We start from the raw sequence: 17,615 nt of genomic DNA, 5'->3' as shown, positions 1-17,615 counted from the left end.
AGGATCTGGATGCTTTGGTTGATTGCGTTACCGCTGGGCCTTGTCATCGTGTATCTGGCAGCGCGCTTCAGCCGTTTCCGCCAATGGGCGGAACCGATTCTTTCGGTTGGCGTGGCGGTCGGCCTTCTCGTTGCCTTCATCATCTGGTTCAGCGATCGCGATGGGCCAAGACCGCCCGTGCCCGAGCCGGTGGAGACACAGCCGGCCGGCCTGACCGTGGATGATGTCGGCCTCGAAGGCCTGACCTTCGAACAGAGCCAGCCGCAGCGCAGCTTCCGCCTGCGCGGTACGGTTGCCAACAAGGGTTCCGCCCTGCTCGAATACTTCCGGCTCTCCGTGACGCTCGAAAACTGCCCGAACGGCACCTGCGAAAAGATTGGCGACGACACCGCGCTGATCCTCGCCCGCGTACCCGCCGGCCAGAACCGCGCCTTCGAGACCTTCCTCACCTTTCCGAATCGCGAGGGTGAGAGCCTGACTGCACCGAAATGGACCACTGCGGTGCTGGAGGTCCGCAGCGCAAACCGGTGAACGGCGGCGCTGCGGAAACATGACACAATTCCGACGGAAAACCGTTTCACAGTTTTTAAGGGATTGCTTTAGAACGCTTTGCGATTCGGCGATTCCATCGGAGAGCGGGATTACTAGGCGACGTCCGGACGGCGGAGGGCTTCAATGAAAGCAGCCGTCGTCGTGACTTCGGCGAATTCGGCACGCAAGGTCGCGACATGGGAACGATGGATCTCCCGCGCCGCGATCGTTGAGCCGTCTCCATCCGGCTGGTCGAAACAATCACAAGCATCCTCGACGAGGATCATGCGGTAACCGAAATTGGCGCCGACGCGCACCGAGGTGGAGACGCACATGTCAGTCGAGATGCCAAAGGTGACGACCGTATCCACCCCGAGACGGCGCAGCCTGAGGTCGAGATCGGTGCCGATGAAGGCGGCGTTGACGCTCTTGGTCACCAGCGGCTCGCCGGCATGCGGCTCGAAGCCGGGCCGGAATGCGTTGCCGGGCGCGCCGGCGCCAAGCGTCGAACCGGCCATGACGCTGTCATGGCGGACATGGATGACCGGCCGGCCCGCTGCCCGCCAGGCGGCAAGCAGGGCCAGGCCGTTGCGGTCGACGTCGGCATTCCAGCGGCGCGGCCAGGGGGCACTGTCAAAAGCCTGCTGCATGTCGATCGGCAGCAGCACGGCATTATCGGGCAGGACAGGTATTTTCATGGCGAAGCTCCTTCTTGATGAGAAGCAAGCTATCCGCCCAATCGTCCGGTTTCACTGGACAAGATGGTGTAAAGCCGGACAAATGTCCGGTCTGCGTACGAAAGGAGATGCAATTTGACGGATCTTGACGACAAGGATCGGCTGCTGCTGGCAGCACTTCGCCAGGATTCACGCCAGAGCCTGGTGGCGCTCGCCCGCCATGCCGGCCTTTCACGCAGCGGCGTGCACGAGCGCCTGAGACGGCTCGAAACCAAGGGCATCGTCGCCGGATACACGATCCGCCTGGGCGTCGAGGACAAGAACCCGGCGGTCAAGGCGCTGATCGCCATCGGCTTCCAGTCCGGCAAGAATTGCGATCACATCGTGCCGCACCTTTCCGCCATGCCACCGGTCGTCACCTGCTGGTCACTCGCCGGTGCCACCGACCTGATGGTGCTGGTCGAATGCGCTTCCAACGGCGATCTCGACACGATCCGCCGACAGATTTCACTGATCCCAGGGGTGGCCACGGTGCAGACGCATGTGGCGCTCAAGACACATTTCGACCGGAGGGACTAGCATCGGCAGGCGGCGCGACCTGCTCGCGCCGCTCCGTCCTGCAACGCTTCACTAAGGCCGGCTGATCTCGTCGAGATACCAGTTGATGTAGCGCAGCTCGTTGTGCTCCATCGGCGCGATCGGGCCAGGCACGAAATAGTGCGAGCGCACGCCACGCGACGTGTGCTCGATAATCGCCTTGTCTTCCTCGGTCGTTACCTTCCACAGCCAGGTCAGCCGGTCGAGATCGTAGTCCCGCCCCTCTTCGGCATTGGCATCCACCAGCCAGATCAGTTCCATCTCCGAGGTCTCTGCCGTCTTCGGGATGAAGCGGTAGATCATGCCATGATCGGGATAGCAGACGAGGAAGGTGGTGCCACCGAGGTGAATGGAGGTGACGCCGCCGTCGAAATCGGAAAAGCGCCCCATCAGGGTGCTGAGCGCCTGCCCGTCCTTGCTGCCTGTCTTCGCACCGTCATAGAGCGGATAGCGGAAGGCGTGCACCGCCTCCTTGCCGGCCGCCGACGTCTGCCAGTGGTTGCCGGAGCCGACCTCGATGCCGAGTTCGCAGGTGCGCGCCTCCATCCGGGCGTTCAACTCCTCGATCATGTGCAGCGGCTGTTCCAGCGCGTGCGTCTGCGAATACTCCGGATGCGCCGGGCCACAGTGGTAACACTCGACATAGTTCTCGACCGCAAGCTTCCAGTTGGCATCGACCGGATAGGTCTGGCGATGGGCGATCTTCGCCGAGCCCCAGCCATATTGGCCGCAGGTCGCGTGCAGCAGGTGTTCGACATCGGAAAAATCGAGTGGCTCGTCGGCAAACGAGATGAAGATCAGGCCTTCGACGACGCGCACGTGCAGCTTCTTCAGCCCGTGATCCTCGCGCCTGAAATCTTTCGGCATCAGCCGCGCGGCCTTGAGCGCCCCGTCATTGCCATAGGTCCAGGCGTGATAGGGGCAGACGAAGGCCCGGGCATTGCCCTTGTCCTTGGTGCAGACTTCGGCGCCGCGATGGCGGCAGACATTGAGCATCGCATGGATCTCGCCGCTTGCCGTTCGGGTGACGATCACCTGCTCCGAGGCCATGCGAAACACCTCGAAGTCATTGGCGTTCGGGATCGCACTTTCATGCGCGACGCAATGCCAGTGACGGCGGAAGATCCGCTCCAGGTCGCGCTCATAGATCGCCTGATCCAGATAGAAGGCGCGGACAAGCCCATGGCCGGGGCGATGGGCGGCAACCAGCTGGTCGATGCGGTCGCCTGTGACAGTGGTCGTCTTGAGCTCCGAAACGAGCATGGGCTGAACTCCAACTATGGACCGGAAGGACCGCGTTCCGGCGCGCGTGTATTCAAATTTCATCGGGGCCGGATGGCTCTCGTTTCGTAGCGAGATCCGCCCCTCTCCTCGGGTCAAACCCGAGGACTGACCCTCTCCCCGCGCGCGGGGAGAGGGGAAAGCGGCCGTTTGCGCGAGGGCATCCCACCCGTTAGGTCAGCAGCGCCAACATCGGGCACTCTTCCCTCGCTGTGCCTCATCGATTGCAGTGCACAGCCTGCCTTCCCTCCGCCTCACCTTTGAGACACCGCAGTCACCACACGTCTCCTTCTCTCAGTCAGAACGGGGAGAAGGTGGCCGGCAGGCCGGATGAGGGGCGCCGCTCTCGCCATGTGAACGAGGGCACCCCCAGCACTTGCGTCTCCATCCCCAGCGCGCACCATCGCCCGCGGACTTCGGTTGAAACCTCCACCCGGCGCATTTCCTCGCAGTCTTCAGGGGACGAGCGACCAGACCTGGCCGCCCGTTGCCTCGCCCCCAAAACCGGGACGAGCGAAACTCAGCAGAAGATCTGGAACTTCTCCCGAATCATCCGGTCGATCTCCGGCGCGATCACCGAGGGTGCCGCTTCCGAAAGAATCCGGTTCTTCTTCTCGATCGCCTTGACCACCAGGTCGGGGCGGCCGATCTCGACCCATTCCTTCGGGCTCGTCCGGTCGGCCACGGCCGGATAGATGTACTCCGTCTGCATCAGCCCCAGCGTCTGCGGGTGGCCGAGATAGTGGCCGGGGCCCTCGAGGCAGACCGAGCGCATGGTGTCGAGCGAGACCGAATCCTCGGTCACGTCGATGCCGCGGATGCAGCGCTGCACTTGCCCCAGGAGATCGTCGCCGAGCACCAGCGATTCCAGGCAGAAGCCGAGCAGCGAGGCATGCATGCCGACGGCCTCATAGACCATGTTGAGGCCCGAAAGCCCGGCCATAACGTTGGAGATCGCCTGTTCCCAGCCGGCCTGCATGTCCGGCAGTTTCGCATCCGCAATACCGGCGGCCGCCCCGCCCGGCAGGCGGTAGAACTGATGCATCTGCGCACAGCCGGCGGTCAGGAGTGCCTGCTCGCCGGAGCCGCCGGACATCGCCCCAGTCCTCAGATCCGAAACGAAGGGCCAGGTGCCAAACACCGCCGGGTGCCCCGGCGACATGGCGTTGACGTAGACGACGCCCGCGAGGCACTCGGCAACCGCCTGGACGATCGCGGTTGCGAGCGGCGCCGGTGCTGTCGCACCCGCCTGGCCCGCCGAAAGCAGCAGGATCGGCATCCCCGCGCGGATGCACTTTTCCATGGTGATGCAGCTTTCCTCGGCAAATTTCATCGGCGGCACGACGAAGCAGTTCGAGTTGGAAACGAAGGGCCGCGCCCGCCACTTGTCCTCGCCACCGGCGATCATGTGGATGAGATCGAAGCAGCCGTCGACATGCGAGGGATCGGAAAAGCTGGTGCCGACATGTTTGGTCGTGCCGGCGCAGCAGGCATAGAGCGTGTTGATATCCATCAGGAAGTTGTCGGCGACGTCGCGGCAGACCATGGCGCGCTGGAAGAAGTGCACATTGTCGAGATGGTGCACGAGCTGGGCGGCGTTCAAGAGGTCCTTCGCGGTCGATTCGCGATATTCGCGCTTCTCGACATCGACGACATGCACCGCGGCACCGGCCGTGCCGAAATAGACGCGGGTGCCGGAGAGCTCCAGATCCTGTTTCGGATCACGGGCGTAAAGCGTGATGTCGCGCGCGGCGATCGCAAGCATGTCCTCCACCAGCGCCCGGGGAAACCGGATGCGTCCGTCATCGCCGAGGATGGCGCCGGCGCCGGTCATGATCTCGATGCCGGACTTCGGTGCGTTGGCAAGGCCGATCTGCTCCAGCGCATCGAGTGCCGCCTCGTGGATGCGCCGCACCCCGGCTTCGGTCAGCGGCTTATATTGCCCGCCGGAAAGACCAGGGCGCACCGGCCGGATGTTTTCGGCAAGGGGTGCCGCGCGCAGCGCCACACGCGCCGCCCGCCCCCCGGACCGTCTCGAAGCCGCAACTGCGCAATCGTCAGCCATCATCATCTCCCAATGGGGCGCGTGCCCCTGATCCTCGCGGTGGGGCGCCACCCCGCATCCCGCGGTGAGGGCGTTGCCCCTCATCCGCCTGCCGGCACCTTCTCCCCGTTTTGACGGGGAGAAGGGACTTGCTGCTTCCTCTCGTTCCCCTCCACACCGTTCATCAGGGAGAGGATCTCCGTATGCCCGCGTACTTTCTCTGCCCTTTGCCCGCACGCTGAGGGCGCTGCCCCTCATCCGCCTGCCGGCACCTTCTCCCCGTTCTGACGGGGAGAAGGACGTGTTGCACCCGCTCGTCCCTTTCTCAGCGCTCGCGGAAAGGGGCTAGCGCTTCGTCTCGATGCCACCTCGCCCAGTTTTGGACTGGACGCCCGCCGCGGGGCGAACGCGAGCGCTACCCTACATCCGCACCCGCTCGGCCCGCGGGTCGTACATCGGCTTCAGCGACGCCTCGGCCTTCACCCGTCTCCCGGCGATCTCGATCTCGAAGTTTGAGCCGAGCACGTCGTCGGCACTCTCACCCTCCGACGGCACGTAGCCGAGGCCGATGGCGCCGCCGAGGTGGTGGCCGTAATTGCCCGACGTGATCGTGCCGACGATCTTGCCGTCGCGCACGATCGCCTCATTGTGGAAGAGCAGCGGCTCAGGATCTGCGAGACGGAACTGCACCAGCCGGCGCGACAGACCGCGATTGTGCTTGGCAAGCACCGCCTCGCGGCCGATGAAGTCACCCTTGTCGGCTTTGACCGCAAAGCCGAGCCCGGCTTCGAGCACATGGTCCTCGTCGGTGATGTCGTGGCCGAAATGGCGGAAGGCCTTTTCGATGCGGCAGCTGTCGAGCGTGTGAATGCCGCAGAGCTTGAGGCCAAGCCCCTCGCCCGCCGCCTCCAGCGCCTCGAACACATGCGCCGTCTGGTCGGTCGAAACGTAGAGCTCCCAGCCGAGCTCGCCGACATAGGTGACGCGGTGGGCACGGGCGAGGCCCATGCCGACCTCGATCTCGCGCGCCGTGCCGAAGGGATGCGCCGCGTTGGAGAAATCGTTGGGGCTCACCTTCTGCATCAGGTCCCGCGCCTTCGGCCCCATGACGCAGAGCACGCTTTCACCGGCGCTGACATCGGTGATCACGACGAACTCATCGGTCAGATGCTTGCGCAGCCAGGCAAGATCGCGCTGCAACGTGGCGCCGGGCACGACCAGCAGGAAGGCGGTTTCCGAAAGGCGCGTGACCGTCAGGTCACTCTCGATGCCGCCGCGGGCATTCAGCATCTGGGTGTAGACGATACGGCCAGGCTCGACATTCATCTCGTTGGCGCAGAGCTTCTGCAGGAAGGAGAGCGCGTCGCGCCCTTCGACCCGGATCTTGCCGAAGGAGGTCATGTCGAACAGGCCGACGCCGTTGCGCACAGCCAGATGCTCGGCCTTCTGGTTCTCGAACCAGTTCTGCCGCTTCCAGGAATAGCGGTATTCGCGCTCCTGTCCTTCGTTCGCAAACCAGTTGGCGCGCTCCCAACCGGCGACTTCGCCGAAGACAGCGCCGCGGGCCTTGAGGTGCTCATGCAACGGCGAGCGGCGTACGCCGCGGGCCGTCGCCATCTGGCGGTAAGGGAAATGGTCGGCATAAAGCAGGCCGAGCGTTTCCGAGACGCGATCCTTCAAGTATGCGCGGTTCTTCTGGAATGGCTGTGCCCGGCGGATATCCACCTCCCAGAGATCGAAGGGCGGCTCGCCGTCGTTCATCCATTGGGCGAGCGCCATGCCGGCGCCGCCGGAGGAAACGATGCCGATCGAGTTGTAGCCGGCCGCCACCCAATAGCCCTTCACCTCGGGCGCCTCGCCGAGATAGTAGCGGTCGTCGGGCGTAAAGCTCTCCGGGCCGTTGAAGAAGGTGTGGATGCCAGCCGTTTCCAGCATCGGCATGCGGTTGACCGCCATCTCCAGGATCGGCGCGAAGTGGTCGAAATCGTCGGGCAGTTGGTCGAAGCAGAAGTCCTCGCGGATGCCGTCCATGCCCCAGGGCTTGGCCTTGAGCTCGAAGGCCCCGATCAACATCTTGCCGGCATCTTCCTTGTAGTAGGTGCACTCATCAGGCACGCGCAGCACCGGCAGGCGCTTGAGCTCCGGGATCGCCTCGGTGACGATGTAGAAATGCTCGCAGGCATGCAGCGGCACGGTGACGCCGGCCTGCCTTGCGAACTCCCTGCCCCACATGCCGGCGCAGTTGACGACATGATCGGTCTCGATCGTGTAGCTCTCACCGTTCTGCTCGCAGGTGACGCCCGTCACCCGGCCGTCCTTCTTCAGCACCGACGTCACCTTGACGCCTTCGAGGATCGTCGCGGCGTTCTGCCGCGCACCCTTGGCAAGCGCCATGGCGATGTTGGCCGGGTCGCACTGGCCGTCGAGCGGCAGATGCACCGCGGCCTTCACATCCGAGGTGTTGAGGTGCGGATACATCGCCTTCACCTCATCGGGCGTGATCTCGCGCACGTCGACATTGAAGGCGCGTGCCAACGAGGCCTGCCGGTAGATCTCCTCCTTGCGCTCGTCGGTGAGCGCCACGGTGATCGAGCCGTTCTGGCGCATGCCGGTGGAAATGCCGGTCTCAGCCTCGAGCTTGACGTAGAGGTCGGCCGAATACTTCGCCAGCCGCGTCATGTTCTGCGAGGCGCGCAGCTGGCCGATGAGGCCGGCGGCATGCCAGGTGGTGCCGGAGGTGAGCTGTTTACGCTCAAGCAGCACCACGTCGGTCCAGCCGAGCTTGGCGAGATGATAGGCGACCGAACAGCCGGACACGCCGCCGCCAATAATGACCGCGCGGGCTTTCGAGGGAATGGGCTTGCTCATGCGCGCAGTCTTTCATTGGAGGGATCCCAGAGCGGCTGGTCCGCCTCGACCGTCGCCTTGAAGCGGTCGCCGAAGATCTCGACCTCGATTACCTGGCCGGGCACGGCAAGATCAGCCCTGAGCATGCCGAGCGCGATCGACTTGCCGACGCGGTGGCCCCAGTTGCCCGAGGTCGTTTCGCCGACCACTTGGCCGCCGGACCAGAGCGTCGACATGTAGGGCGCGTCGCAGCCGTCGGCGGCGACCGTCAGCGTCACGAAGCGCTTGGAGACGCCCTGCTGCTTCTCTCGTTCCAGTGCTGCCTTGCCCTTGAAGCCGGGCTTTGCCCAGTCGACGAAGCGTTCGAGCCCGCCCTGCAGGATGGTGTAGTCGGTCGAAAGATCGCCCTTCCAGGCGCGATAGCCCTTCTCGATGCGCAGGCTGTCGAGTGCCTCCATGCCGAAGGGTTTGAGCCCATGTTTCTGTCCTGCCGCCCACACGGCGTCGAAGATGACGGCCGTGTCCTCCACCTTGGTGTGGACTTCCCAGCCGAGTTCGCCGGCAAAGGAGACGCGCACGAGCTGGCAATAGCGTCCGGCGATCTGAGCGGTCTGGTGCGTGAGCCAACCCTTGGAAAGATCAGCCTCGCTGACCTCAGAAAGGATCGCCCGCGACTTGGGCCCGGTGAGGATCTGGCAGGAGAAGGACGTCGTCACGTCGTCGATGGTGAAGGCGGCATTGTCAGGCAGATGCTTGCGCAGCCATTCAAGATCATGCCACTGCGCGGTTGCAGCCGTGATCAGGAAGAAGAAGTCTTCATCCAGCATCATGACAGACATTTCGGTGACGATCCGGCCCTTGTCGTCGGCGAAATAGGCAAGGCCGATGCGGCCGGGCTTCGGCACGCGGCCGGTGATGAGGCTGGACAGCCATTCGGTGGCACCTTCGCCCTTCACCCGGAAGCGCGAGAAGCCCGGCAGGTCGAGAATGCCGGCAGCATCGCGCACGGCGAGGCACTCCTCCCTGATGCGCTCTGCCCAAGGGCCCTCGCGGCCCCAGGTCTGTGTTGCTTCCTCGGAGGTGTCGTCGCCGGGTTTGGCGTACCACATGGCGCGCTCCCAGCCGTTGTAGGGCTTGAACTGGGCGCCGAGTGCTGAGATCCGGTCATGGATCGGCGACAGCTTCTTGCCCCGCCCGGCCGGCCAGTAGTGCTTGGGGAAGTGCATCGCATATTCGTGGCCGTAGATCTCCATGCCCTTGGCGATGCAGTAATCCTGGTCGGTGTAATCGGTGTAGCGGCGCGGGTCGCAGGACCACATGTCCCACTCGGTCTGCCCCTCGGTGATCCATTCGGCGAGCACCTTGCCGGCACCGCCCGCCTGGCAGATGCCGAAGGTGAAGACGCAGGCCTCGAATGCATTCGGCACGCCCGGCATCGGGCCGATCAGCGGATTGCCGTCGGGCGCATAGGGGATCGGGCCGTTGATGATCCGCGACAGACCGGCGGTGCCGAGGATCGGCACGCGCTCGACCGCATCGTTGAGATACCATTCGAGCCGGTCGAGATCATCGGGGAAGAGCTGGAACGAAAAGTCTTCCGGCATCGGATCGTCAGGCGTCGTCCAATGGGCGCGGCAGTTGCGCTCGTACGGCCCGAGGTTCATGCCGTTCTTCTCCTGGCGGAGATAGTAGGAACTGTCGACATCGCGTAAGAGCGGCAGCTTGTGTCCCGCCTCTTTGGACCAGGCGGCAAGCTCCGGGATCTCGTCGAACAGGATGTACTGATGGCTCATCACCATCATCGGCACGTCGCGGCCGAACATCTTGCCGACCTCGCGGGCATAGTAGCCGGCGGCGTTGACGACGTATTCGCAGCGGATCTCGCCCTGCGGCGTCGAGATCACCCACTCGTCGTTCTCGCGCCGCGCCCCGGTGACGGGACAGAAGCGGATGATCTTGGCGCCCATGTCGCGCGCACCCTTGGCGAGCGCCTGAGTCAGCTGCGCCGGGTCGATGTCGCCGTCATAGGGGTCGTAGAGCGCGCCGGTCAGCTCGTGGGTTTCGAGGAACGGATAGCGGGCGCGCATTTCGTCGGGCGAAAGAATGTCGAGATCCATGCCCTGGTAGCGGCCCATGCCGACGACGCGCTTGAACTCCTGCAGCCGCTCCTTCGAGTGGCCGAGCCGGATCGAGCCGGTGACGTGGTAATTCATCGGGTAATCGACGAGCGCGCCGAGGTCGCGGTAAAGCGACGCCGAATAGCGCTGCATGTTCATGATCGACCAGGAGGACGAAAAGGTCGGCACGTTGCCGGCCGCATGCCAGGTCGAGCCGGCCGTCAGCTCGTTCTTTTCCAGAAGCACGCAATCGGTCCACCCGGCCTTGGCCAAATGGTAGAGCGAGGAAGCACCGATCGCTCCCCCACCGATGATCACGACGCGTGCGTGCGACGGCAAATTCGACATCAATAGTTCCCTCGTTTTGGCGGAATTCTTGCCGGTGAAGAGCACCGTCATCAAGCGACGCAAACAGGCTTTATTGATCGACAAATTCGATTAGATTGTTGGTCGGCAAACAGGAGCGTGCGGCATGCAGGTGGAACTGATCGAAACCTTTCTCGACCTGATGGAAAGCCGCTCCTTCAACCGCACCGCCGAGCGGCTGAACATCACCCAGTCGACCGTCTCGCACCGGGTCAAAGCGCTCGAAGCGCAGTTCAACCGCAAGCTCTTTACCCGCAACAAGGGTGGCACCGTGCCGACGGCTGCCGGGCTTCGTTTCCTCGACTATGCGAAAGCCCTGCAAAACCAATGGCATGAGGCAACGCGCGCAGTCACAAATGCCGGGGCGCTGGAACGTTCCATGCGGCTTGGCATCCAGCACGATCTCGCTGAGGCTTTTGCCGGCGAATGGATGGCGGCGATCAGGCAGGATCTGCCGTCAACCGAGGTCTACATGGAGGCCGACTATTCCAACCAGATGAACCGCGATCTCGGTGCGGGGGACCTGGATCTCGCGATCCTCTACACCCCCCATTATCTGCCCGACCTTTACTATGAACGGATCGGTGATCTGCATTACGTGCTGGTGAGCACCGAAGCGCGCGAACTGGCGGGCATCCGCTCGGAGAACTATATCCGCTCAAGCTACTCGCCGACCTTCGACCGCGCCCACCGGCTCGCCCTGCCGCACCTTTCGGCCGCGCTGCTTTCGGCCGGCCAGAACATGGCGATCAGAAGGCTGCTCACAGCCCTTGGCGGCTCCGCCTATGTGACGGCGGCAACGGCCGAGCGGCTGATACATGAGGGATCTGCGTTTCGGGTGCAGGACGCGCCGGTTATCGCCCAGACCGTCTATGCCGCCACCAGCCTTCGCACCCGGCACGCCCACCAGCACCGCAAGATCATCGCCGCCATGGGCGCGCTGCTTTCGACATTGCCTGTCCCGGCGATGGTCAATAGCGGCCCTTGAGCAGCCCCTTCAGCCGCTCGGCATCGGCCTCCGTCACACCGGGCGGCGCCATCACCTGCATCCACGAATCGATATAGTGCTCCGGCGCATAGACATGGCCGTAGCCGATCGGTGAGGTGGTCGCGAGTGCCATGTCGGCAAGCAGCTGGAACATGGTGACGACAGGGAACCATCTGAGCGCCGAAGAGACGTCGGCCCCGCGCGGCGCCTTCATCCAGTCCGGCTCGCGGTAGAAGGCATGCGGATCGAAGAAGGTGATCGGGTCGCTCGCATATTGCAGATAGACGATGCGGACATTGCCCCATGTCGCGCCCGGAATGTTCAGCGCGTTTTCCTGGTTGGTGAAGCGGATCACCGAACCGTCGCGATAGAGCGGCCGCCACTCGGGCGAACCCGGATTGCGGTTGCGCGTAATCTGCAGCCATGTCCTGGTCGGGAACGGCGACCCAACCCAGAGAGCGCCCTGGAACGGATCGCTGATGATGTCGAAGGGATCGACCGAGCCTTGCGAGTTCATCGAACCGAGGCTGAGGCCGTAGAGATAGAGCTTCGGCCGCTTGTCCCTCGGCAAGGTCGTCCAGTGGCCGTAGACGGCGTTAAACAGCGCATCGGCAGTTTCGGCGCCATATTCCGGCTCGACCAAAAGCGACAGCCAGCTCGTCAGATAGGAATACTGCACCGCCACGCTCGCGACATCGCCCTTCAAGAGATACTCGAGCGAATCCATGCCCGGTGGGTCGATCCAGCCGGTGCCTGTCGGCACGACGATCAGAAGGTTCGTGCGCTCGAAGCCACCGACGCGCTTCAACTCCTCCAGCGCCAGCCTCGCCCGCTCCCTGGCGGTCTCGGCCGAATTCAGCCCGGCATAGACGCGCAAGGGCTCCTTTGCCTCAGCCCCGAAGAAGGCGCCGATGTCCTTCGCCGCCGGGCCGGAGGCGATGAATTGCCGGCCCTGGCGGCCAAGCTCGTCCCAGGTCATCAGCGACGCGCTGCTGCCGGTCTTCGTCGGATCGGTCGGCGGCGCGACATCCGGGTCTATCAGCGCGTCGAGCCGCTGGAAGGAGCTGTCGGCCGCATGCAGCGCAAAACGGAAGATGACGCCGTCGACGGCGGACCAGAACAGCGCGACGGCGGCAATGACGGCCGCGACCTTCGCCAGCGGCCGCGTCAGCACATGCTCGAAGCGTCGGGCAAGGAAGCGGATGGTCAGCCAGAACAGCCGCGCCAGGAGCACGACGGCGACGAACACGAGTGCCGCGATCAGCCCGAGCTTGAAAGGTTCGGCGCTTTCGACCGGATCGAGCCCCATGATCTGGCGCACCGTGTTCTGCCAGTAGGCGGTGCGCCAGAGGAAGGCGAGCGCAACCGCGGTGCAGCCGAGTGCGGCGAGAACCTTGACGATCAGGCCGGTGCGCCCGCGGATCTCGGGCAGATCGAGCAGCGACCAGAGCCAGCGCAACAGCACGCCGATCGCATAACCGGCACCAAGCGACAGGCCGGATATCGCCGCCTGCACCACATAGGGCCGCGGGATGAGGCTCGGTGTCAGCGACATCGCGAAGAAGAAGACACCAACAATCAGCCCGGTCGTCGAGAACGAGGCGAGCACGCCAGAGAGAAACCGCGGCACCGGCCACTTCGACTGGCGCAAATCCGTTTCCTGCAGATGATCCACGGGGCTTGCTCCTCTGGTCTCGATGGCGCGGCTCGCACCTATGTCTGCACTGTCGCCTTCCGGTTGCGGTGCGTCAACCATGGCCGAGCGAGAAGTTCCGGGCATTTTGGAACCACGAAATCATCTAAGGCTTTGAAAAGGCGATGGTCCGGATCAGACCCGCCGCTCCTTGATCGTGTTCATCACGAAACTCGTCTCGATCGACGCGACGCATTTCAGCCGCGCGATCTTCTCCTTGATGAAGCGCTCATAGTGCTCCAGCCCGGCGCTCATCACCTTCAGCACATAGTCGCGCGAGCCGGTCACCAGATGGCATTCGAGCACCTCGTCCCAGCCGCGAACGGCCTCTTCGAACATGACGATCTCGTCCTCGTGCTGGCGGCTGAGCCTGACGGTGGCGATCGCCGTCATCGTCCAGCCGTCTATCGACGGGTCGATCAGCGCCGTGTATCCGCGGATGACGCCAGTCTCTTCAAGCCGTCGCAGCCGGCGAAGGCACGGCGACGCCGAAAGCCCGACGCGCTCGGCAAGCTCGTTGTTGGTAAGCCGCGCGTCGGCCACCAGCTCCTTCAAAATCCTGCGATCCGTCTCGTCGGCAATTTTCTGCGCCATATCTTTTCAATCCAGCCAAATCTTTGCGCAACTCAAGGCGATCCGGCCGGAAATAGCAAGGATCGGTCCAAGCATCTGATATAATTTGCCTGTCAGTCGAGTCCGCTTCGCTTGAGGAGACAAGCCATGACCGCACCGCATCCCTCCAAGACCCACATCGGAAACCACAAGCTGCATCCGGAAACCCTGATGCTGAATTATGGCTACGATCCGGAACTGTCGGAGGGCGCGGTCAAGCCACCGGTCTTCCTGACCTCGACCTTCGTCTTTCGTTCGGCCGAAGAGGGCCGCGACTTCTTCGACTTCGTCTCCGGCCGGAAGGAACCACCGGCCGGCGTCGGCGCCGGCCTGGTCTATTCGCGCTTCAACCACCCGAACAGCGAGATCGTCGAGGATCGCCTTGCCGTCTATGAGCGCACCGAAAGCTGCGCGCTGTTTTCGTCGGGCATGTCGGCGATCGCGACCACGCTGCTTGCCTTCGTCAAGCCGGGTGATGCGGTGCTGCACAGCCAGCCGCTTTATGGCGGCACCGAAACGCTGCTTGCCCGGACCTTCCTCAATCTCGGTGTTGCCGCCGTCGGCTTCGCCGATGGCGTCAACGAGGCAGCCGTCAGCGCCGCTGCCGAAGAGGCGATGGCCAAGGGCCGGGTGTCGATGATCCTGATCGAGACCCCGGCGAACCCGACGAACAGCCTCGTCGATGTCGCGATGATCCGCCGTGTCGCCGATGCGATCGGCCGCAAGCAGGGCCACACGCCGATCATTGCCTGCGACAACACCCTGCTCGGCCCGGTCTTCCAGCGCCCGATCGAGCACGGCGCCGATATCTCGCTCTATTCGCTGACCAAGTATGTCGGCGGCCATTCCGACCTGATCGCCGGTGCAGCCCTTGGCTCCAAGGCGGTGATGAAGCAGGTGAAGGCGCTGCGCGGCGCGATCGGCACCCAGCTCGACCCGCATTCCTGCTGGATGCTCGGCCGTTCGCTGGAAACGCTGTCGGTGCGCATGCAGAAGGCCGACGACAATGCCCGCATCGTCGCCGAATTCCTGCGCGAGCACCCGAAGGTCGAGCGCATCCACTACCTGCCCTTCCATGGCGAGGACACGCCCGTCGGACGCGCCTTCAAGGCGCAATGCACCGGTGCCGGCTCTACCTTCTCCTTCGACATTGTGGGTGGCCAGGAGGCGGCTTTCCGCTTCCTCAACGCGCTGCAGATCTTCAAGCTCGCCGTCAGCCTCGGCGGCACGGAATCGCTTGCCAGCCACCCGGCGGCCATGACCCATTCCGGCGTGCCGATCGAGGTGCGCCATCGTATCGGCGTGCTGGAATCGACCATTCGCCTGTCGATCGGCATCGAGCATCCGGATGATCTGGTCGCCGACCTCGCCAATGCGCTGACGACCGCCTGAACAAGACAGCGCCCTGCCGCCGGTCACCGGTCGCTGGGCGTTTCCTCATCTTCTGAAATCCGCATTCCGGCCGGAGAATCGCTCCACACTTCTCCTGGAGTTGCTTTGTCTCGCAATTCCGGACGGAAAACCGCTTCGCACTTTTCCTGGAATTGCTTTAGTGCGAGAGAATGTTGACGACGTTGCCAAAAGGGTCGCGCATGAAGAAACGGCGTACGCCCCAGGGCTCGTTGGTGATCTCGTAGACGATCTCGGCGCCCGCCGCCCTGGCGCGCCCATAAATTAGATCCGCATCGTCGACCTCGATCGAGAGCAGCGGCACCGGCGTCCCCGATCCGCCTTCGCTGGCAACACTCACCTGCGGCATCGCGGCCTGTCCTTCGGCGGCAAAAGTCAGGATCCAGCCGTGGTCCATCACCACCTCGAGACCGAGCAGTTCGCCATAGAACGCACGCGCGGCTTGCGGGTCGGCAGCCTGAAGATTGGGGACGATACGTCTGACGGTCATCGGAACCTTCCTGTTTGGCAAGCGGCAGCGTAACTTGACTGCCAAGCGCGCCGCGACACGAACATAAACAACCTCATGCACGTTTTCGAGAAATTCTGCTCCTTAGCGTTGCGACATCGGAGAACGCGCATGCCCATCACCTTCGAGCGCGATAGCGTGTGCGCCGGTGACGACGTGCTGGCGCCAAACGCGAGAATTGTGACCTTTGGAGCAAGCCCGCGCCTGACTGATATCTTGAGCGAAAACGGGCCGCTGATTGACTATCTGCCCTGCGTGAACGCATCACGGACTCACTGGCTTGCATTGATTGACGACGAACGCGTCGCCACGATCAGCTTCACCTGTGAACCCTGCCGCTCGGTCGCTGTCACGCTGCTTGTTGATGATCGGCACGTCGAAGGCGGACGTCTCTATTTCAGGGCTGCCGGACAGGAGCGCGTCAGCTAGCCCGGGTGTTTGCTTCAGCCATCGCCACCTGCACCAGCGTCGCCGCCGCCTTGCCGGCCGCTTCCATGTAGCCCGCATCCCGGTGCAGGAGCACCACGGCGAAGCTGCCGTCGAGCAGCAACAGGATCTGCCTGGCCAGCATGGCGGGCTCTGTGGCACCGGCTGCGGCGAAAGTCTCGGCCATCCACGCCTCGAACTTCTTTTTGTGTGCCGCCCCGATGCGGATCGCCGGGTGGCCCGGCATCTTGGCAAGCTCGGCCGAAGTGCGCAGGAAGCCGCAGCCCTTCCATTTCGGATGGCGCGCCGCCCGCGCCAGAGCGACGAAGATCGCCTCGACCTTGACCGGCAGATCGCCCTCCGCATCGCCGAACCATGTCTGGAACAGTTTGAGGTTCGGCTGGTCGCGTCCCTCGAGATAGGCGGCGATCAGTTCGTCCTTGCTCTCGAAGTGGTAGTAGAGCGTGCGCTTCGTCACGCCCGCCTCTTCGGCCACCGCGTCGACGCTGACGGCGCGAATGCCTTCGGCGTAGAAGAGTTTTGCCGCAGCGGCGACGATCGTCTCCCGGGTCGATTTCTCTGTTTTCGCCATGCCAATGTATACCGCCTAGTGAATATACATGACACTCTCCCTCGCCTACCGTCTCCGTGTCAACACCTGCCGGAGAGCAACCATGTCCAACACCGTACTGATCGCGATTTCCGAGGGCATCGCCCTCCTCACGCTCAACCGCCCGGAGAAGCTCAATGCGCTGAACTACGCGCTGATCGACCGGCTCTTGAGCCTCCTCGACGCGATCGAGGTCAACGAGAAGGTCGGAGCCGTAGTCATCACCGGCGCGGGCGAGCGTGCCTTTTCCGCCGGCGGAGATATCCACGAATTCTCGCAAAGCGTTGCCCGGGGCGTGAACCCGGCGGTGCGCGATTTCGTTCGCCGCGGACAGCAATTGACGGCGCGGCTCGAAGCCTTCCCGAAGCCGGTGATCGCAGCCGTGAACGGCCTTGCCTATGGCGGCGGCTGTGAGGTCACCGAGGCCGTACATCTGGCTGTTGCCAGCGAACGGGCGCGTTTTGCCAAGCCCGAGATCAAGCTCGGCATGCCGCCGACCTTTGGCGGCACCCAACGCCTGCCACGGCTTGCCGGCCGCAAGCGGGCACTCGAACTGCTTCTGACGGGAGAGGATTTCTCGCCGGATCGCGCCAGGGAGATGGGGCTCGTCAACCACGTCGTTGCCCATGAAGAGCTGCTGCCGGCCGCCCTTGATCTGGCAAACCGGATCATGGGCTACTCCCCCCTCGCCGTCCGCTCGATCATCGCTGCGGTCACCCGCGGCCTCAACATGTCGATCGCCGAAGGGCTGCTCGTCGAAAGCGAACAGTTTGCCCAGATGGTGCCGACGGACGATCTTTCCGATGCGCTTGCCGCCTGGAAGGGACGGCATATCCACGACGATCCGCCGCGGGGCCGTGTTTTCTCGCGCTACTACTAAATTCAACCAAAAGGTTGACAATCCCTCC

15 protein-coding genes are annotated in these 17,615 nt (G+C 63.7%); 6 read left to right on the top strand and 9 right to left on the bottom strand.

Annotation, left to right across the window (positions count from 1 at the left end):
- The first annotated feature begins 9 nt into the window (after positions 1–9).
- A complete protein-coding gene (locus tag MKZ91_RS16320; RefSeq protein ID WP_336172076.1) occupies positions 10–531 on the top strand; it encodes a hypothetical protein in 522 nt (173 codons plus the stop codon).
- Between the two features lie 113 nt (positions 532–644).
- Here the strand turns inward: MKZ91_RS16320 and MKZ91_RS16315 are convergent, their stop codons facing one another.
- Positions 645–1,229: an isochorismatase family protein gene (locus MKZ91_RS16315; protein WP_336172075.1), complete on the bottom strand. Its 585-nt coding sequence runs from the start codon at positions 1,227–1,229 to the stop codon at positions 645–647.
- A gap of 114 nt (positions 1,230–1,343) precedes the next feature.
- Here MKZ91_RS16315 and MKZ91_RS16310 point away from each other — a divergent pair, with 114 nt between their 5' ends.
- The gene (locus tag MKZ91_RS16310) at positions 1,344–1,787 is read left to right on the top strand and encodes an Lrp/AsnC family transcriptional regulator (protein ID WP_336172074.1); all 444 of its coding nucleotides are present in this window, start codon (positions 1,344–1,346) and stop codon (positions 1,785–1,787) included.
- A 51-nt stretch (positions 1,788–1,838) separates the two neighbouring features.
- Here the strand turns inward: MKZ91_RS16310 and MKZ91_RS16305 are convergent, their stop codons facing one another.
- The 4 genes from MKZ91_RS16305 to MKZ91_RS16290 form a co-directional block, all read right to left on the bottom strand.
- The gene (locus MKZ91_RS16305; protein WP_336172073.1) at positions 1,839–3,068 is read right to left on the bottom strand and encodes an aromatic ring-hydroxylating oxygenase subunit alpha; all 1,230 of its coding nucleotides are present in this window, start codon (positions 3,066–3,068) and stop codon (positions 1,839–1,841) included.
- Positions 3,069–3,606: 538 nt separating this feature from the next.
- Positions 3,607–5,151 (bottom strand): trimethylamine methyltransferase family protein, encoded by a 1,545-nt coding sequence (locus MKZ91_RS16300; protein WP_336172072.1) that lies wholly within the window; start codon positions 5,149–5,151, stop codon positions 3,607–3,609.
- Positions 5,152–5,550: 399 nt separating this feature from the next.
- On the bottom strand, positions 5,551–7,998 hold the full coding sequence (locus MKZ91_RS16295) for a GcvT family protein (protein WP_336172070.1): 2,448 nt from the start codon (positions 7,996–7,998) through the stop codon (positions 5,551–5,553).
- Positions 7,995–10,442 carry a GcvT family protein gene (locus MKZ91_RS16290; protein WP_336172068.1) on the bottom strand — a complete coding sequence of 816 codons (2,448 nt, stop codon included), beginning with the start codon at positions 10,440–10,442 and terminating at the stop codon, positions 7,995–7,997. Before MKZ91_RS16290 ends, MKZ91_RS16295 begins: the two co-directional genes overlap by 4 nt.
- 124 nt (positions 10,443–10,566) lie before the next feature.
- Here MKZ91_RS16290 and MKZ91_RS16285 point away from each other — a divergent pair, with 124 nt between their 5' ends.
- On the top strand, positions 10,567–11,448 hold the full coding sequence (locus MKZ91_RS16285; RefSeq protein ID WP_336172067.1) for a LysR family transcriptional regulator: 882 nt from the start codon (positions 10,567–10,569) through the stop codon (positions 11,446–11,448).
- Here MKZ91_RS16285 and MKZ91_RS16280 read toward each other — a convergent pair.
- Entirely contained in the window at positions 11,432–13,123 is a 1,692-nt protein-coding gene (locus MKZ91_RS16280; protein ID WP_336172065.1) for an alpha/beta hydrolase, read from the bottom strand. The genes MKZ91_RS16285 and MKZ91_RS16280 overlap by 17 nt on opposite strands.
- A gap of 153 nt (positions 13,124–13,276) precedes the next feature.
- Positions 13,277–13,735, bottom strand: coding sequence for an Lrp/AsnC family transcriptional regulator (locus MKZ91_RS16275; RefSeq protein WP_058321551.1), 459 nt, complete (start codon positions 13,733–13,735; stop codon positions 13,277–13,279).
- Positions 13,736–13,861: 126 nt separating this feature from the next.
- On the opposite strand from MKZ91_RS16275, the gene MKZ91_RS16270 reads away from it, so the two are divergent.
- Positions 13,862–15,145 (top strand): cystathionine gamma-synthase family protein, encoded by a 1,284-nt coding sequence (locus tag MKZ91_RS16270; RefSeq protein WP_336172063.1) that lies wholly within the window; start codon positions 13,862–13,864, stop codon positions 15,143–15,145.
- Between the two features lie 157 nt (positions 15,146–15,302).
- Here the strand turns inward: MKZ91_RS16270 and MKZ91_RS16265 are convergent, their stop codons facing one another.
- The gene (locus MKZ91_RS16265) at positions 15,303–15,653 is read right to left on the bottom strand and encodes a VOC family protein (protein WP_336172062.1); all 351 of its coding nucleotides are present in this window, start codon (positions 15,651–15,653) and stop codon (positions 15,303–15,305) included.
- 129 nt (positions 15,654–15,782) lie between these two features.
- On the opposite strand from MKZ91_RS16265, the gene MKZ91_RS16260 reads away from it, so the two are divergent.
- Positions 15,783–16,100, top strand: a complete 318-nt coding sequence (locus MKZ91_RS16260) for a hypothetical protein (protein ID WP_336172061.1) — start codon at positions 15,783–15,785, stop codon at positions 16,098–16,100.
- On the opposite strand, the gene MKZ91_RS16255 is transcribed toward MKZ91_RS16260, so the two are convergent.
- Positions 16,093–16,689: a TetR/AcrR family transcriptional regulator gene (locus MKZ91_RS16255; RefSeq protein WP_336172060.1), complete on the bottom strand. Its 597-nt coding sequence runs from the start codon at positions 16,687–16,689 to the stop codon at positions 16,093–16,095. The genes MKZ91_RS16260 and MKZ91_RS16255 overlap by 8 nt on opposite strands.
- A gap of 82 nt (positions 16,690–16,771) precedes the next feature.
- On the opposite strand from MKZ91_RS16255, the gene MKZ91_RS16250 reads away from it, so the two are divergent.
- Complete coding sequence (locus MKZ91_RS16250; protein WP_336172059.1) at positions 16,772–17,587, top strand: crotonase/enoyl-CoA hydratase family protein; 816 nt, start codon at positions 16,772–16,774, stop codon at positions 17,585–17,587.
- Positions 17,588–17,615 lie beyond the last annotated feature (28 nt).

Source organism: Ensifer sp. MJa1 (assembly GCF_037026475.1).
GTDB lineage: Bacteria > Pseudomonadota > Alphaproteobacteria > Rhizobiales > Rhizobiaceae > Ensifer.
The sequence above is the reverse complement of the archived record's forward strand: the minus strand, read 5'-3'. Positions and strand labels throughout refer to the sequence as shown.

Excerpts from the sequence above, each read along its gene's own strand:
- MKZ91_RS16320 (WP_336172076.1), top strand. The coding sequence starts at position 10 with ATGCTTTGGTTGATTGCGTTACCGCTGGGCCTTGTCATCGTGTATCTG.
- MKZ91_RS16315 (WP_336172075.1), bottom strand. The coding sequence starts at position 1,229 with ATGAAAATACCTGTCCTGCCCGATAATGCCGTGCTGCTGCCGATCGAC.
- MKZ91_RS16305 (WP_336172073.1), bottom strand. The coding sequence starts at position 3,068 with ATGCTCGTTTCGGAGCTCAAGACGACCACTGTCACAGGCGACCGCATC.
- MKZ91_RS16300 (WP_336172072.1), bottom strand. The coding sequence starts at position 5,151 with ATGGCTGACGATTGCGCAGTTGCGGCTTCGAGACGGTCCGGGGGGCGG.
- MKZ91_RS16295 (WP_336172070.1), bottom strand. The coding sequence starts at position 7,998 with ATGAGCAAGCCCATTCCCTCGAAAGCCCGCGCGGTCATTATTGGCGGC.
- MKZ91_RS16290 (WP_336172068.1), bottom strand. The coding sequence starts at position 10,442 with ATGTCGAATTTGCCGTCGCACGCACGCGTCGTGATCATCGGTGGGGGA.
- MKZ91_RS16285 (WP_336172067.1), top strand. The coding sequence starts at position 10,567 with ATGCAGGTGGAACTGATCGAAACCTTTCTCGACCTGATGGAAAGCCGC.
- MKZ91_RS16275 (WP_058321551.1), bottom strand. The coding sequence starts at position 13,735 with ATGGCGCAGAAAATTGCCGACGAGACGGATCGCAGGATTTTGAAGGAG.
- MKZ91_RS16270 (WP_336172063.1), top strand. The coding sequence starts at position 13,862 with ATGACCGCACCGCATCCCTCCAAGACCCACATCGGAAACCACAAGCTG.
- MKZ91_RS16265 (WP_336172062.1), bottom strand. The coding sequence starts at position 15,653 with ATGACCGTCAGACGTATCGTCCCCAATCTTCAGGCTGCCGACCCGCAA.
- MKZ91_RS16260 (WP_336172061.1), top strand. The coding sequence starts at position 15,783 with ATGCCCATCACCTTCGAGCGCGATAGCGTGTGCGCCGGTGACGACGTG.
- MKZ91_RS16255 (WP_336172060.1), bottom strand. The coding sequence starts at position 16,689 with ATGGCGAAAACAGAGAAATCGACCCGGGAGACGATCGTCGCCGCTGCG.
- MKZ91_RS16250 (WP_336172059.1), top strand. The coding sequence starts at position 16,772 with ATGTCCAACACCGTACTGATCGCGATTTCCGAGGGCATCGCCCTCCTC.